The organism is Viridibacillus soli (assembly GCF_016612995.1).
In the GTDB taxonomy this organism is placed as follows: domain Bacteria; phylum Bacillota; class Bacilli; order Bacillales_A; family Planococcaceae; genus Viridibacillus; species Viridibacillus soli.
The window spans coordinates 127,555-143,629 of sequence record NZ_JAEOAH010000006.1 but is presented as its reverse complement, the minus strand read 5'-3'; the positions used below and the strand labels follow the sequence as shown (position 1 = coordinate 143,629).

15 protein-coding genes, 1 pseudogene and 1 other annotated feature are annotated in these 16,075 nt (G+C 36.1%); of the genes and pseudogenes, 15 read left to right on the top strand and 1 reads right to left on the bottom strand.

The features are described 5' to 3' along the window. The first annotated feature begins 2 nt into the window (after positions 1-2). From JFL43_RS07170 to JFL43_RS07110, 14 genes and pseudogenes are all read left to right on the top strand, one after another. Positions 3-635, top strand: a complete 633-nt coding sequence (locus JFL43_RS07170; RefSeq protein ID WP_200748465.1) for a thermonuclease family protein — start codon at positions 3-5, stop codon at positions 633-635. A 228-nt stretch (positions 636-863) separates the two neighbouring features. Continuing rightward, positions 864-998: pseudogene (locus JFL43_RS07165) on the top strand (neutral zinc metallopeptidase); the annotation flags it as partial. Between the two features lie 198 nt (positions 999-1,196). Continuing rightward, the gene (locus JFL43_RS07160) at positions 1,197-1,910 is read left to right on the top strand and encodes a YebC/PmpR family DNA-binding transcriptional regulator (protein ID WP_200748464.1); all 714 of its coding nucleotides are present in this window, start codon (positions 1,197-1,199) and stop codon (positions 1,908-1,910) included. Positions 1,911-2,058: 148 nt separating this feature from the next. Beyond that, a complete protein-coding gene (locus JFL43_RS23015) occupies positions 2,059-2,193 on the top strand; it encodes a hypothetical protein (protein WP_267907758.1) in 135 nt (44 codons plus the stop codon). Next, the gene (locus JFL43_RS07155) at positions 2,153-2,698 is read left to right on the top strand and encodes a DNA alkylation repair protein (protein ID WP_200748463.1); all 546 of its coding nucleotides are present in this window, start codon (positions 2,153-2,155) and stop codon (positions 2,696-2,698) included. Before JFL43_RS23015 ends, JFL43_RS07155 begins: the two co-directional genes overlap by 41 nt. Positions 2,699-3,315: 617 nt before the next feature. Further along, the gene (locus JFL43_RS07150; protein ID WP_200748462.1) at positions 3,316-4,416 is read left to right on the top strand and encodes a glycosyl hydrolase family 8; all 1,101 of its coding nucleotides are present in this window, start codon (positions 3,316-3,318) and stop codon (positions 4,414-4,416) included. Next, on the top strand, positions 4,394-5,251 hold the full coding sequence (locus JFL43_RS07145; RefSeq protein ID WP_200748461.1) for a diguanylate cyclase domain-containing protein: 858 nt from the start codon (positions 4,394-4,396) through the stop codon (positions 5,249-5,251). The genes JFL43_RS07150 and JFL43_RS07145 overlap by 23 nt, the downstream gene beginning before the upstream one ends. Further along, positions 5,241-6,959 (top strand): DUF2334 domain-containing protein, encoded by a 1,719-nt coding sequence (locus JFL43_RS07140; RefSeq protein WP_200748460.1) that lies wholly within the window; start codon positions 5,241-5,243, stop codon positions 6,957-6,959. Before JFL43_RS07145 ends, JFL43_RS07140 begins: the two co-directional genes overlap by 11 nt. Beyond that, on the top strand, positions 6,952-8,223 hold the full coding sequence (locus JFL43_RS07135; RefSeq protein ID WP_100795591.1) for a glycosyltransferase family 2 protein: 1,272 nt from the start codon (positions 6,952-6,954) through the stop codon (positions 8,221-8,223). The genes JFL43_RS07140 and JFL43_RS07135 overlap by 8 nt, the downstream gene beginning before the upstream one ends. Continuing rightward, positions 8,220-10,331 (top strand): cellulose biosynthesis cyclic di-GMP-binding regulatory protein BcsB, encoded by a 2,112-nt coding sequence (locus tag JFL43_RS07130; protein ID WP_200748459.1) that lies wholly within the window; start codon positions 8,220-8,222, stop codon positions 10,329-10,331. The genes JFL43_RS07135 and JFL43_RS07130 overlap by 4 nt, the downstream gene beginning before the upstream one ends. 146 nt (positions 10,332-10,477) lie before the next feature. Then, complete coding sequence (locus tag JFL43_RS07125) at positions 10,478-11,191, top strand: AAA family ATPase (RefSeq protein WP_200748458.1); 714 nt, start codon at positions 10,478-10,480, stop codon at positions 11,189-11,191. 12 nt (positions 11,192-11,203) lie between these two features. Continuing rightward, the gene (locus tag JFL43_RS07120) at positions 11,204-11,638 is read left to right on the top strand and encodes a GNAT family N-acetyltransferase (protein ID WP_200748457.1); all 435 of its coding nucleotides are present in this window, start codon (positions 11,204-11,206) and stop codon (positions 11,636-11,638) included. 99 nt (positions 11,639-11,737) lie between these two features. Next, entirely contained in the window at positions 11,738-12,301 is a 564-nt protein-coding gene (locus JFL43_RS07115) for a YdcF family protein (protein ID WP_234447639.1), read from the top strand. 18 nt (positions 12,302-12,319) lie between these two features. Further along, on the top strand, positions 12,320-12,739 hold the full coding sequence (locus tag JFL43_RS07110) for an NUDIX hydrolase (protein WP_407701966.1): 420 nt from the start codon (positions 12,320-12,322) through the stop codon (positions 12,737-12,739). A gap of 37 nt (positions 12,740-12,776) precedes the next feature. On the opposite strand, the gene JFL43_RS07105 is transcribed toward JFL43_RS07110, so the two are convergent. Then, positions 12,777-13,814, bottom strand: coding sequence for a YecA family protein (locus tag JFL43_RS07105; protein ID WP_200748455.1), 1,038 nt, complete (start codon positions 13,812-13,814; stop codon positions 12,777-12,779). Positions 13,815-14,023: 209 nt separating this feature from the next. Between JFL43_RS07105 and JFL43_RS07100 the strand changes: the two genes are divergently transcribed. Continuing rightward, positions 14,024-15,721 carry a M3 family oligoendopeptidase gene (locus JFL43_RS07100; RefSeq protein WP_200748454.1) on the top strand — a complete coding sequence of 566 codons (1,698 nt, stop codon included), beginning with the start codon at positions 14,024-14,026 and terminating at the stop codon, positions 15,719-15,721. Between the two features lie 63 nt (positions 15,722-15,784). Next, positions 15,785-16,060: a binding site (T-box leader), on the top strand. The last annotated feature ends 15 nt before the right edge of the window (positions 16,061-16,075 follow it).

The window sequence follows — 16,075 nt, the reverse complement described above, 5'->3', positions numbered from 1 at the left end:
ACATGCAAAAATTATTGAAGTTACTTGTCGTAATGATGATCTTCGTATTAGGATTCACAGGATTCGCTGCAAATAACATAGCTGAAGCAAAGGCCGGAAAGAAATTCACTGATAAACTAGTTAAATGTGTGGATGGCGATACAGCTTATTTCAAAAAAGCTGGGAAATCCCGTTTTCTATATGTAGATACACCAGAGTCGACAAATAAGATTGAAGCATATGGTAAAACTGCTTCTAAATATACATGTAATAAACTTAAAAGCGCTAAAAAGATTCAATTACAATACGATGGCACTAAAAAAGACAAATATGGTCGGACATTAGTGTGGGTTTGGGTCGATGGTAAGCTACTCCAAAAATTACTTGTACAAAAGGGCTATGTAAAAAAATTCTATGATTATGGTACATACTCATATGAAAGTGAATTAGTAAAACTTCAGAAGAAAGCTCAAAAAGACAAAGTTGGACTTTGGAGCAAGAAGAAAGAGTCAGTAACAATTGCAACAACTAACAAGACTAATTTTAAAAACTGTACAGAGCTAAGAAAGTACTATCCAAATGGTGTCCCTAAATCACATAAGGCTTATCAAGCTAAAATGGATCGAGATAAAGATGGATATGCTTGCGAACGTTAATCGTGACAGAGAGAAACAGCATTATATGGAGTTATCTATCCTGCCGCTAAAATTAAAAAATGACGTTAGAATATCTTAAGATAACTACAAACTGACTGAATTATAAGCTGATTTGCCATCCCGAAAGCGATGTGTGAGTCAGCTTTATTTTTTTATTAAATTTAATTTCTTACTATTAAAGGCTAAGCACATATAAGGATGGGCAAAGATAAAAGCAGCTCTAGCAATAAAGAAGCACGTGGTTATATCGTACCGGAAATCTTTACACACGGGACATCTAAGCAAAGTGTGAAATGGTTTAAAAAAGGTTTTAATGATGGAACACTTGAAGGTGGAGATACTTTCAATACGAAAGACTTATAGTAACTAGAAAAGGGTATAAAACGCAGAAAAATACGAAATAAGGCTAATTTAGCTCTAGTTTTGCATTTTACGAATATATTAATTGCAATGAAAATAGTGTATAATACTACAGTAAATTAATGGCTAATCCTCATGTAGGCGAAAGTATATGCCTACGCGTCATTTATATGTAGACTATTTGAAAGAGAGTGAAAATACATGGGACGTAAGTGGAACAATATTAAAGAGAAAAAAGCTGCAAAAGATCAAAGTACGAGTCGTATTAATGCAAAATTTGGACGTGAAATTTATGTAGCTGCTAGACAAGGTGAACCCAATCCAGAATCTAACGGTGCACTAAAAGTTGTTTTAGAACGTGCAAAAACATACAGTGTACCAAAACATATTATTGACCGCGCAATTGATAAAGCAAAAGGCGGCGGTGAAGAAAACTTCGATGAACTTCGTTATGAAGGTTTCGGACCAAACGGCTCAATGGTAATCGTTGATGCATTAACAAATAACGTGAACCGTACTGCTTCGGATGTTCGTGCAACATACGGTAAAAACAACGGTAACATGGGTGTCAGTGGTGCAGTAGCGTATATGTTCGATGCAACAGCTGTATTCGGCATTGAAGGAAAAGAAGCTGAAGAAGTACTTGAGATGCTAATCGAAGCTGACGTTGATGTACGTGATGTATTTGATGAGGGCGAAGCAACAATTATCTATGCTGAACCATCTCAATTCAACGCTGTACAAGAAGCCCTAAAAGCACAAGGTATTACTGAATTCACAGTAGCAGAATTAACAATGCTACCACAAACAGAAATTACACTTGAAGGTGCAGACCTAGAAAAATTCGAACGCCTAATAGACGCACTAGAAGACCTAGAAGACGTCCAACATGTGTATCATAATGTTGAAATCTAAATGTTGAAGGCGTTCGTTTAAGGAACGTAACCTAAGCTCGCGACGTCCTGTCGCAACGGTTACGTGACCCGCATCGTGCGTGCCTCAACAACTTACAACCAGTGGCAATTTTGCCACTGGTTTTTTTAAACTCAAAGAGGTGAAAATAATGACGACAGCAGAAGTCATAGAAGTACTTAAAGAATTAGGAAGTGAAAAATCCCGCCAAGCTTATATAAAACAAGGTGCTGGGGAAAATCAGTTTGAGTACAACGGAAATTCGCGCACTTCCAAAAAAGATTAAAAAGAATCATCTACTCGCAATGGATTTATGGGAAACGAGTAATACCGATGCAATGATGCGGGCAACGATGATTATGGACTATAAGCAACTTACAATTGAAGAAATAAATGAAATGACTTGTGAAGTGACTTATACAAAATTACTAGATGAATTTGTTGTGAAAATCATAGGCAAAACTGCATTTAAAAATCAATTACCAACTGCTTATATTAGTCGCTCTGGATGGAATTTACTCATTGTAAAGCTATTAAAAAAAGAGACAGATTCTGCAACGGTAGATATTGTCTTGGAAAAGCTTCAACAAGAGTTGAAAAAAGCACCGGTGACGAAGCAAAAAACGATGAATCGCTGTCTTGTTGAAATAGGGATTCGTTATCCGGACTATACAGCAAAATGTATTGGAATCGGTAAGTTGGATGACCGCCCTGTAGCAAAAGGTTGTACCTCTGAATATGCACCTGAGTGGACCATGGCTGTATTAAATAAAGATAACAATAAAAACTAACAATGTGTGTTATTAGGCATACTTGCATCGTTTATCAAGGCTGATAATTGCTCAATGGAGCGTCTTAATATGTTTCGAAAGTTATATTCTTGTTCAAAGGGAGTCCTTGTTTTGAAAATGTTGGTTTAATCACTTACATTTTATAAGAGAATGAGCTCTTTTTTTTTGTTAAAATCCAACGCTAGATAGTAAAAGTGTTAAAGAAATAGATAATATACCATAAAAAAACGAGTTATTGATTCTTTGTATCTATAAATTTCTGAAGTTCAGAATTTGTTCAGAAGGAGTGGTTAATATTGCATAGAAGATTCTTTGTGCAAAGAAATAATCCATATAAGATGCAAGTATAGAAGATTGTGAATAGCTGTGCACCTACACGGACGCAAATATTTTAAGGCGATAAAAATACCCATTTAACAGATGCGCAGAAACTGTAGGATTTTATAGAGATTATTTCTATAGAATTTTTTAAAACATTAATTGTATAAAAAAGTATAAAATTATATATCAACCCAAATACAAGCTATTTTTAGTAATATTCGGGTATATAGGTATATATATTGATAAGTATGTGCAATTATTGGAATCTAGTAGAGCTGAGAGAAAGGGTATTATATATGAAGATGCGAAAAATGATATTGCTATTATGTTCATTCGTTTTAAGTGCATGTTCCTCATCCAATCAACCAGATGGACAAATGAAGAAGCTTTCAGCTGAGGCAGCTATAGCTGAAACAGAAGCATTTACTCAAAGCTATCTGATTGAAAAAGATGGTCGTATACGAACGAATTTAACGGATCGAGCGGATAATTATTTATCTGAATCTATTGGATTATGGATGCAATATTTAGTGGAGAGAGATAGTAATAGACAGTTTCATAATCAAGTAGAAGTGCTAAATCACTATTTTTTAACTAAGGACAATTTAGTCACTTGGGAACTAAATGGAAATGTTAAAGCATCTGTTAATGCTGCTATAGATGATTTACGCATAGTCGATGCCTTATTTGAAGCGGGTGAAAAGTGGGAGAATCCCGCTTATACAGAACTTGCAAAACGGATAGGTAAACGGTTAGTGGATGTCCAAATGAAAAATAAGCTCATGGTTGACTATGTTGATTTAAAAAGCAAACAGCAGAGCAATGAAGTAACGCTTAGCTATATTATTCCATCAGGGTTTGAACAATTAAAAAGTGCAGGATTATTAAATGAAGATGTATATGAAGCTAATCGCAATTTACTTATACAGGCACCAATTTCAAAGAATGGACTCTATCCAAAGTATTATAACGTGGAAAAGGCTACTTATCATTATGATGAGGAAATTAATTTAATCGATCAATTATATGTTGGTTATCACTTAGCAGAGTGGCAAGAAAATCCTGATAAGTTATTACAGTTTTTAAAGACCGATTTTCAAAAAAATGACGGTAAATTATTCGGACGTTATCATGCAGAAACGCTTGAAGCAACAGTAAATTATGAATCCTCATCCGTATATGCATTGGCGATTTTACTTTGTTTAGAACGCCGCAGTGATGGAGAGTTTGCTCAGCAACTATATGAGAGAATGCTTGCATTACAGCAAAGTAATGAAGAGCAGGAATACTACGGCGGTTATATCGATTTAGAAACGAAAGAAACACATGCATTTGATAATTTATTACCGTTAATTGCAGAAAGGAAGGGATTAGATGGGGCGAATATTCAACGTTAATAAGCATTCGCTTATGCTCATTACGATACTAGTTTTGCTATTACAAATTCCTTCTTATATTATGTTGGAATATGAGCGAGAAGGTGTTTTGTTATATACCTTTTTGCTCATTTTAATTGTAGTAACCCTAATATTTGGAACTGTAACGGGGCTTTATTTTAGCCTAATTTTCATATTCGTTATTGGCAGTGTTTTGTTATATTTTAATTTTGCTAGTAGCACTTTAGCGATTAGCTTGACGTTACCTTTACAAGTGTTTTTTATGTACGGGGTAATGCTTATCATACTCGTATTAATTGCAGGACGTTTGCATGAAATAATTATTTCCCAGGAAAAGTTGACTCAGCGTTTACAAGCAGAGGTAAGGGAATTTATCGCCGTTGATGTGGAAACAGGTTTCGATAACAATTATCGGATGGGCTTGGCTGTGAAAGAAGAGATGATGCGAGTAGATCGCTATGGTAAATCTTTCACATTAATACTACTACAAATTGACCACTTAAAAGATTTTAAAAAGCTATACGGTGAAAAGGAACAGAAGAATTTACTAAAAGAGTTAGCACAAACGATGGACAAGGCAATGCGTTTGACAGATAAAAAGTTCAGGTACGATAAAGATCGCTTTGCGATTTTATTGACAGAAACAGGTGGGGGTTCTATTGATTTAGTTATTGATAAGCTAGCAAGCAAAATTAAAACGCATCAGCTTTTAAATGGCAAATATGTAACTCTAACATTCCGCACAGGCTATTTCGTATACGAACCGCGATTAGATACGACATTTGAGGAGATTGTGAGCCGGGTTGAAAGTGAGATGGTATCTCATGAACTATAAACGATGGTTTATAGGAGTTGCCTTTACATTGATTATATTCATTCAAAGTATGTTGATTTTTGCATCAGCTTCTACAGAGCAGGAGCAGCCTAACATTGTAATGGCTTATGAAACGCCGGATGGTTTTGCAAGCGTAGATACTTTATTTCTTGAATCGGTTTTTGCAGGAATGACTGATCAAGTTCACCTAATGCATATCAAACAAGTTACAGCGGATACGCTTAAAAATGCAGATGTGATGGTTTTTGTTGGAGAGAGCAAGGGTAAACTACCAAAAGAATTTATAACAGCAATTAACAATTTCAAGGGGCATCTAATAGTCTTTGGGAATAATGCTGAGCAACTCCCTCAATTTGAAAAATGGCAATTTCGGGGTAAGCAATCACTTCGCACTTTGGATGGGAAAGCATTATTAAAAGTGTCGAATATTATTGAAGTCAAACCACCAAAAGACAGTGATGTAATTGTTGGAGGTGCGGATTTGAATACAATATATCCTGTTATTGTAAAAGATGGACGGACATCTTATATTGCAAAAACAAGCTTTAGATCTGAAGATAGATATATATTATCGCGAGAACTATACCGCTTGCTTGACATACAACCTCCAGCAACACATATGGCTTATATACGTTTAGAGGATATTTCCCCTAATTCTGATCCGAAGCTTGTGAAGGAAACAGGTGAGTATTTGGCGGAAAAAGGAATCCCTTTTTACATGGCGGTTACTCCTGTCTATGTGAAGAGTGAAACTGGCGAGCAATTACAATTGAAGGACAATAAAAAGCTCGTTAAGGTGCTTCGTAATTTACAAAAATCAGGTGGCATGGTCATTGCACACGGTTATACACATACGTATCGTTATACGGAAAAAGGTACGGATTTTGAATTTTGGGATGCTATTAACGATCAAAAAATTGCATCAGTTAATCCAGAAGAAGCACCGAAAACAGTTAAAAATAGAGCGGATTTTACTACAGAGAAAGAGTATGAACAACATTTGAAAAAGATTGATGCAATAGAGAGACGATATATTGAAGATAAAATGAATCTCTCTATCGAAAAATTGACGGAAGTTCGCCTTTACCCAATATCATTTGAGGCACCGCAATATGCAATGAGTTCGACTGGGTACGAAGTCATTGCTGAGCAGTTTACATCTACATTTGGACAAATTCAATTATCAAATGATACACACAAGATAATGGGTTCACCATTAAAAATTGGCAAACCGGCGCTACTAGAAGGTATGACTTTGTATCCTGAAACAATCGGCTATATTGACCCGAGTAAGTCTAATCCTCTAGAAGATATGGAAAAAGCGATTAAGAAAGTGCAAGAAGTTCCGGGTGCAGTCATCGGTGGCTTTTATCACACGTATCTAGGGGTGGAGTATTTGCCGAATATGGTGCGTCTAATGGAGACTGTTCCAAATTTAGAATGGTTAGATTTAAGAAAGACAACTCAAACGGTACAGTCAGAAAAGGTAGTTATTCAGCAAAAGCCAAATGAGGAGCTACAAGTGACTTCACAAATTAATTGGACTGATAAGATACAGCAAAGGTTGAAAGAACGTCCATTTGAAATGGTGTTATGGATTTTAGCAATCGTTGTCGCTTTATTTGTTACAGCATTCTTTATGTATGTTGTTAGATTACGAGCAAAGTTACGAAAACGATTGTTTGAGGAGCGGAATTTCAATGGCTAATATATTATTTTACATTGCGCTATTTTTAATTTGGATTATGCTTTTGTACCATATGTTCTTAATGCAAGGTGGTTATCGTCATTTTATGACGTTTGAGCGGGTCATTCCTGAATGGGAAAAGAATATGGTGAACTTGCCTACGGTGAGCGTTTTTATTCCGGCACATAATGAAGAGGTTGTCATCGGTCAAACTTTACAGGCAATGTCACGACTACATTACCCAAAAGATAAGCTCGAAGTTATCGTTATTAATGATAATTCCTCTGATCGAACTGGTGAAATTGCCGGACAATTTACAGCGAAATATCCCTTCATTCGAGTTATCGAAACTGAGCCACCAAATAAGGGGAAGGGCAAATCTTCCGCACTGAATGAGGCATTAAGAAAATCATCTAGTGATGTTATTGTCGTTTATGATGCTGATAATACACCAGAGAAAATGTCAGTTTGGTATTTAGTAATGGGCTTAGTAAATGATCCGAAGGCAGCTGCGGTTGTTGGCAAATTTCGAGTTATTAATGCAGCGAAAACATGGCTTACTCGCTTTATTAATATTGAAACGATTTGTTTTCAATGGATGGCACAAGGTGGACGCTGGAAATGGTTTAAGGTCGCGACAATTCCTGGGACAAACTTTGCCATTCGTCGCAGCGTTGTAGAGGAGCTAGGTGGCTGGGATGTGAAGGCATTAGCTGAGGATACGGAGCTAACGATTCGCGTCTACAATAAAGGTTATCATATTCGTTTTTTTCCGAAGGCTATTACATGGGAACAGGAGCCTGAAACACTGAAAGTTTGGTGGAAGCAACGGACTCGCTGGGCTAGGGGAAACCAATATGTTGTTATAAAATTCTTAGGCCAATTTTTAAAATTAAAACGCAAACGGATAATTTTTGACTTATTTTACTTTTTCTTTACGTATTTTTTATTCTTTTTTGGTGTTATTTTGTCGAATGTACTTTTCATTATTAACCTGTTCTATAATTTGGATTTATCAATCGGAAATGTAGCTATTGCCTTATGGGTATTAGCATTTTTACTATTCCTTGCAGAGGTAATGATTACTTTAAGTATTGAAAAGGCAGAAATGAATAGGACAAATTTCTTTTACGTTATATTTATGTATTTTACGTATTCGCAAATGTGGATCGTTCTCGTCGTTTATTCACTCTATCTTGAAATAAAACGTGTGTTATTTAAACAAGAAGTGAAGTGGTATAAAACAGAGCGCTTTGCACAAAAAGATAAAGGAGGTACAAAATGAAGCAATTTCAACTATTGATTGCGTGCTTAATATGTATAATTATAGTAGCTATTTCACCAATGAAAAGTGAAGCTAGCACTACGATTTCAGTCAAAGGATTAAAGATGACTGCTGCAGAAAAAACAGACTATCCTCAACCTATTACAAATACGCCAATAACCTTAAATGGCCCTGCAGGAGAGGTGACTTTTTATTACAATTTAGTATCGGATGTGGAGGGTAAATCTAGTAATCTCGTGCTAAATACAGAAAACTCCGAGTTACTTATTGCACCTTCATCAATATCAGTTAGTATCGACAATAAAATGACGAAATCAATTGCATTAAACGGGGATAAACCGCTACGTCAAATGACTATACCTTTAAAAGGTGATGCTTTGAAAGAAGGTACACATGCTGTAACTGTAAAATATTATGGTGTTTTAAAAGAAGGTATATGTGTTAAGCAAGGAACATCAGCGAATTGGCTCACACTTAATATAAATTCATATTATCAATTGAATGGACTTGTCAAAAATTCAAAAATGACGCTAGGAGATTACCCTTCTAAATTTGTTGGTTCAGAAGATAAGTCTGTCTATGTCGTCATACCAGAGAATGCTTCGATAAGCACATTAAATAGCGCTTTACAGATTGTTAGCTTCTTAGGAAATCAATCAGGTAAAGTAAGTACAGTACAAATTAAAAGAGAATCAGATTTAAATGAAATAAACGGAAATATTCTTTTTGTAGGTTTAGCCTCCGAATTTTCAAATGCTAACATCGTAAGACTTTGGCAGGACGCGAATATCAAGCAATCTGCAAATGCATTAAACTTAGCAATTCGTACACTAAAACAGGATAAGCGCCAAGTATCCGCATTGTTTGTAACAGCAAACACAGCAGCCGATTTAGAAAAGAGAGTATCGATATTAACAAACCTGCAATTTTCAAATCAGCTAGGCGGGGTAGATTTATCAGTGAAAAATTTGCCGAAAAAGCAACAAACAACGCAGAATGGTAGTGCGACTTTAAAGCAATTTGGTGTCGAAAATTTAACGCTTGATAGTCAAGGTGTTAATAGTTCGCATTATTATTATTATGCACCGGTTAATACGCAATTAAATAAAGCATCAACACTATCATTGAAATTAAAGAAATCTGAAACAATTACATCATTAAAAGAGCAAGTTGAATTAAAAAATGATACGAATGTAGAGTTAATCGTGAACGTTAACAATATACCGCATTCTGTGAATTTACGTGAATTGGCAGATAGTAAAGATGGTATATACACAGTGACTGTACCGATTGATGCAAAAGCAATGAAGGACAATCGTCTAATTGATTTGCAATTTCAAACTACGGGATTAGCTGTTAATGATCCTTGTAAATCATCAGATGAAAAACGTTGGGTATATATTGATAAAGAGAGCGCATTTACATTCCCTGTCTTACAAGATAACGAAGCGCAAACGGGCTATACTTTTGCAGCTTTCCCTTATCCATTTATAAATAATGACAATACACCAATGATTGTATTACCACAAAAAAAAGATGTGCCAGATGAACAATTGCTTAATCTATACCATGCCCTATCAAAAGGAAATCAACAATCGAATTTACAGTTGAAAACAGCGGATCAAGTAACTGTTGCGGATGTTGAAGAGGAGGATGTCATCTTTATTGGTGGTCCTAATGTACAGCCCTTGTTACAAAAAAAGGTGAATGATTTAACGATTTCATATAAGGGTGAGATAGCTGAATTAAGTGAGGAGGGTTTTGTATCAGAAGCGGTTGAGCAGTTTAGCTGGATTCAAAAGAACCCTTGGAGTAAAGATAATCACTCAATTCTTGTAATCGACCAACAAAAGGACAAACCTGCATATTTGGATGAGGAATTGGTTAATCAATTAGCCAATTCAGATGAAAAAGCAACAATTATTGTACAAACGAGTAACAAACAATTTTTCACAAACGCTGACAATGTGGAAGCAAATGAATACATGAATAGTAAAACGAAGGATAGCGAAGGTAATCAATCTATTTCACTTTGGTGGATTGTCGCATTTGCAGGCTTACTACTACTTATTGGCATTCTGCTTTGGTGGATTAAGCGAAAAAAATGAAAAAATGTAGCTTCAGAGCAAAGGATTCAAGCTGTTTCGCAATTTGAAATGTAATTTATACTTTTTAAATACCCTAAGACTAGTCATAGTTCTTAGGGTATTTTTGATATAATAGTGAAAAAATGTTTAGAAGGAGGGGAATTGGCGTGTTTCTAAAAAAGGTAACTTTATTAAAGGATCGGATAGAAAATCCTCATGATTATCCATTCAATATTCCTTCTGTGCAAACACTTGAAACATTAGAATTTACGCAAAATGTGACGTTTTTAGTCGGCGAAAATGGCTCTGGTAAATCGACTTTATTAGAAGGGATTGCAGATAAATGTGAATTTCATACAGCAGGTGGAGGGCGAAATAATTTATATGAGGTACACGCTGCAGAGTCTGTATTAGGCGAGCATCTACGTTTGTCTTGGTCACCAAAAGTGATGAGCGGTTTTTTCCTCCGAGCAGAAACTTTTTATCAATTTGCTTCGCATATAGACTCGAATCCAGAAAATTTTCCAGCATATGGGGGGAGGTCATTACATCAACAATCACACGGAGAGGCGTTTTTGTCGCTTTTTAAAAATCGCTTTGGCAATAAAGCAATCTATTTACTAGATGAGCCAGAAGCGGCCTTATCGCCTGCTAGACAATTGTCATTAATGCGGATCATAAAAGATTTAGAGCAAGAAGCGCAATTTATTATTGCAACACATTCACCTATTTTACTGGGTTATCCTGGAGCTACGATTTATGATTTTGATAGTCAGCCGATTCAAGCAGTGCGTTATGAAGAAACATTACACTACATATTAACTAAGCGTTTTTTAGACAATCGGCAAGCCATTTTAAATGAACTTTTTGCGGATGATTAAAGGAGGAAGTTAATGAAATATACATATTTCAACGGAATACCTAATGAAGAAGTTCTTATGGGCATACAAGGCCTCCATCAGCACGTATTTGAAGGTGCAGAGATAGAAGTGAGTGAATTACAGGAGAAATCACAATTACTTTGTTGTGTCGCTTTAGAAGAGGGAAGTGTAGCTGGCTTCAAATTAGGGTATGAGTTAGAGACGGGGGAATTTTACAGCTGGCTAGGTGGAGTTCATATGGATTACCGTGGTCAAGGAATTGCCACTCACTTAATGGAGCTCCAGCATAAAATAGTAAAGGAAAAAGGCTATGAAACAATTCGTACAATCGGAAGGAATCACCGCCGTGCGATGTTAATTCTTAATATTAAATATGGTTTTAATGTAATAGAAACATTTACGAGCAAAAAAGGTACACATAAAATAGTGCTAGAGAAGGCGTTATGATTTTTAATTTTACTTTGTGAATCTTTTCCATAAAATAATTCGTTAATAAATAAAAAGTGGAAGAGAGCTGATTAAGTGAAACCTTTAATGAGGAGGTTGATGTTAATAGGGGGAGGCATTATTGTTGTAGCAGGTTTAACATTTTGGATTGTCACGACGAAGTGGCTAGCAGATGGTTTAGATTCGGCGGCAGACGGTTCGAATGATTACGCGCTCGTATTAGGTGCTAAAGTGAAGCACGGTGCCATACCATCCAAAGCGCTAGCGTATCGTTTAGATGCTGCGTTGCAATATGCACAAAAATATCCTCATGTTACATTGATTGTATCAGGAGGGCAAGGACCAGATGAAGATGCAACAGAAGCATCCGTTATGCAAACTTATTTAGTAGAGTACGGCTTAAGCGCCGACCGAATTATAATAGAAGAAAAGGCAACAACTACTTATGAAAACATTGTTTATTCTTTAGATTTAATACATGATGAAGTTAGCTCTTTGACAATTATTTCGAGTGATTACCATTTGGAAAGAGCGAAAATACTTGCAGATCGATTGGATCTAGAAGTAGATGTTGTAGCAGCAAAAACGCCTAAGATTATTGAAGCAAAGGTGCGTTTCCGCGAACGATTTGCATTAGTAAAATCGTTTATATTAGGAAAGTAGTTAATGGGAGGAAATTGAGTGAGTATTTATAAATGGCAAGGTGCGGCGGGAGTTTGTCTCAATGACAATGGAGAAGTGCTAATGGTACTTCAAGCTGCACCGGGTGAAGAGCAGAAATGGACGGTACCTAGTGGAGGTATTGAAGATGATGAAACGCTAGAGGAATGCTGTCGCCGTGAATTCTTTGAGGAAACAGGCTATGAAGTAAAGGTGATAAGAGAACTTTATACGAAATCAAACGAACTAAAAGCACTAGGAATCGAGATTGATGTACACTATTTTCATGTTGAAATTATCAGTGGAGAGCAAGTTATTGCGGATCCAGACAATTTAATTTATGAAATTGCTTGGAAAAAAGGCGAAGAACTTTCGACTTTGCCAATGTCGTATTCTGACGATGTACCGCTGTTACAGGAATTTATTAGAGCACTAAAGTAAATATAAAAAGGCAATCCACAAATGGATTGCCTTTTTATTATTGTGCTAAAAACTCGCCAATCTGGCTACGATATTTCGACACGGATGAAGCAGATACGTCGTAGTATGCTGCAACATCTTTTACTTTAGACAAACCGCCTTCAGGAATGGTAGTAGCTGCTTGTCCAGCTAGTACTGCACCTGCAGCGACAGTATTCGCCTTTTTCGCTTTCACTTCGTTTTGTTCTAAATATTGTTGTAGTAAAGGAATGAACGCATCTACAGATAGGTTGTATTCATTTGCATATTGTTGAACGAGAGTAAGAATTTCAGTTTGGAATGGTGATAATTCACTTTCTGTTACTACTTGCTTCTCTTCAACAGGTTTAGCTGCTTGTACTTCTTTGACAACAGTAGCTGCTGCCTCCACATGGTTAATTGGAGCAACTGCTTCTAGGAACGTTTTATACAGTTCAAATGAGTCAGTGATGTTACTTTCAAGCTTGCTTCGTAAAGCTTGTGTAATACCTATTTTGTCATTTGGAATGAAAATAACGCTACTAGTCGCTGTTAAGCCATTTTCACCTTTACGAGTATCTGGCATGAAAATACCGAATAACCAGTTACCGCTGAATTTCTTAGATGGTGAGCCAGTCATCAAATAACGTTTTTTAGTTACGTCATCTATTAAAGTAATTAAATCGCCATCTTGTGATTCAACTTTCGCAAGTAAGAAGACTGGTGTTAACCAAGCTGCTAAAATATTCTTTACTTGAGGACGAATTGGTTGTGCTAGTTGTTTATTTAAATAGTTTCTCCACAAATTAGGGCGATCAATATAAATATATGTTTCCATAGCAATTGTATCTATAAGGCTGTCTGCAAATGCAGGGTTTAATGCTTGTTGCCACTGATGATTACGTTTTTCTAATGCGTGATAATCAGCTGTATTGAAGGATTCTTTCACAAACCCTTCTACAATGCGATCGATATTTTCACTCACTAGCGTTGTAATATCTCCAACTGCATTTTTTCCACAACACTTTTTGTATTTTTTACCACTGCCACATGGACAAGGATCGTTACGACCTACCAATGTAAAGCACCTCACTTTAAAATTAGGCATGCAAATAGGTTAGCACAAAATGAACTAAAACATAAGTGTTTTAGAGGTAGTATTTAAAATAAGTAATTAAATACCATTTTTTAACTAATTACGACAATAATAGTTGCAATATTTCTGAAAATATTGAACAATGTAATAGACTTTTCGGAATTCGAAGCATAAAGGAGAGAAGATTACATATGGCCAATTTTACAGAATATGAATACAAAAGACCTGATTTAACTGTTAGCAAAGAGCAATTCTATAAACTGTTAGAAGAGTTTAAAGTTGCTAAAACAGTAGAAGAACAAAGTACAGTTATTAGTGCGATTAATACCATCCGTAATGATTTTTCTACGCAATCAAATTTAGTACACATTCGTGCTTCAATCGATACGAATGATGAATTCTATCAAAAAGAACGCGATTATTTTGATGAAATCGGACCTGAGATGGATGATCTAATAACTGAGTATTATAAAGCACTTATCGCATCACCATTCCGCCAAGAGTTACAAGAGAAATGGGGAGAACAGCTATTTGATTTAGCTGAATTCCAAATTAAATCGTTCTCGCCTGAGCTCATTTCATTAATGCAAAAAGAGAATAAACTATCTTCTGATTATTCTAAACTAATAGCTTCTGCCCAAATTGAATTTAACGGTGACGTACTAACCCTTGCTCAATTAGGGCCCTATGCAGAATCAGCGGACCGTGAAACACGTAAGAAAGCAAGAGAAGCAAGCACTGGATTCTTTAAAGATAATGAAGGAAAATTTGATGACATTTACGATCAACTTGTAAATGTGCGTCATGAAATGGCTGTTAAATTAGGCTATAAAAATTATGTAGAGCTTGGCTATATCCAAATGAATCGTATTGACTATAACGCTGAAATGGTGAAAAAGTTCCGTGATCAAGTACGCGATTATATCGTACCTGTAGCGAATAAATTATATGAACGCCAAGCGAAACGCATCGGTGTGGATAAATTAAAGTACCAAGATGAAGGTTTGAACTTCTTAACAGGTAATGCAACTCCTAAAGGTACCCCGGAGTGGATTGTGGATAACGGTAAAAAAATGTATGAAGAGTTATCCGCAGAAACGGGAGAATTCTTCAACTTCATGATTGAACATGATTTAATGGATTTAGTAGCGAAAAAGGGGAAAGAGGGTGGCGGTTACTGTACATTTATCGATGATTACGAATCACCGTTCATCTTTTCAAACTTTAATGGTACTTCTGGTGATATTGATGTGTTAACACATGAAGCAGGCCATGCATTCCAAGTGTATACCAGTCGTAATATTGGTATTCCAGAATATATTTGGCCAACATTTGAATCTTGTGAAATTCACTCTATGAGTATGGAATTCTTCACATGGCCTTGGATGGAGCTATTCTTCAAAGAAGATACGGAAAAATACAAATTTGCTCATCTAAGTGGTGCACTATTATTCCTACCATATGGTGTAGCAGTAGACGAATTCCAACATGTTATCTATGAAAATCCTGAAATGACGCCTGCAGAACGAAAAGAGGCATGGAAGAAAATAGAGGGAATTTACTTACCACACCGTGACTATGATGGTATTGAGTATCTAGAGCAAGGTGGCTTCTGGCAACGCCAAGGCCACATTTATGAAAGTCCGTTCTACTATATCGATTACACTTTAGCACAAATCTGTGCATTCCAATTTTGGAAGCGTTCAAGAGACAATCATGGGGAAGCATGGGCGGACTATATCCATCTTTGTCAACTAGGTGGCTCACAATCTTTTACAAAACTTGTAGCGGAAGCGAATCTAGTATCGCCATTTGAAGAAGGCTGTGTTGAATCCGTAATCGATTCAATCGAAGAATACTTAAATTCAGTCGAAGATGACAAATTGTAAAAAATTTTCAGAAAACTGTTGACATACGATTTCTAACAATGTAAATTTACATTGTTAGAAAAAATAAAAGCGTAGAAGAGAAAAAGTAGGATGAATGCATTTCTCAAAAGAAAGCTTCGGTAGCTGAAAAGAAGCAGAAATTCGTCATTTGAAAAATGGCCTCTGAGCTCCGTTTTGAACGTGTCTATATGGCATCAGTAGATTGCGGCGGGAGTTGGTACCCGTTACCTATATCACAGTCTAGAGTGCATTTTGAAGCGATTCTGTACTGATGGAGGTTACTTATGTGAATAAGTAACAAATAAAGGTGGTAACACGAGAATATATCTCGTCCTTTTTAATCATTTTAATGAT

Coding starts and splice junctions, on each gene's coding strand:
- JFL43_RS07170 (WP_200748465.1), top strand. CDS start 3: ATGCAAAAATTATTGAAGTTACTTGTCGTAATGATGATCTTCGTATTA.
- JFL43_RS07160 (WP_200748464.1), top strand. CDS start 1,197: ATGGGACGTAAGTGGAACAATATTAAAGAGAAAAAAGCTGCAAAAGAT.
- JFL43_RS23015 (WP_267907758.1), top strand. CDS start 2,059: ATGACGACAGCAGAAGTCATAGAAGTACTTAAAGAATTAGGAAGTGAA.
- JFL43_RS07150 (WP_200748462.1), top strand. CDS start 3,316: ATGAAGATGCGAAAAATGATATTGCTATTATGTTCATTCGTTTTAAGT.
- JFL43_RS07145 (WP_200748461.1), top strand. CDS start 4,394: ATGGGGCGAATATTCAACGTTAATAAGCATTCGCTTATGCTCATTACG.
- JFL43_RS07140 (WP_200748460.1), top strand. CDS start 5,241: ATGAACTATAAACGATGGTTTATAGGAGTTGCCTTTACATTGATTATA.
- JFL43_RS07135 (WP_100795591.1), top strand. CDS start 6,952: ATGGCTAATATATTATTTTACATTGCGCTATTTTTAATTTGGATTATG.
- JFL43_RS07130 (WP_200748459.1), top strand. CDS start 8,220: ATGAAGCAATTTCAACTATTGATTGCGTGCTTAATATGTATAATTATA.
- JFL43_RS07120 (WP_200748457.1), top strand. CDS start 11,204: ATGAAATATACATATTTCAACGGAATACCTAATGAAGAAGTTCTTATG.
- JFL43_RS07115 (WP_234447639.1), top strand. CDS start 11,738: ATGTTAATAGGGGGAGGCATTATTGTTGTAGCAGGTTTAACATTTTGG.
- JFL43_RS07100 (WP_200748454.1), top strand. CDS start 14,024: ATGGCCAATTTTACAGAATATGAATACAAAAGACCTGATTTAACTGTT.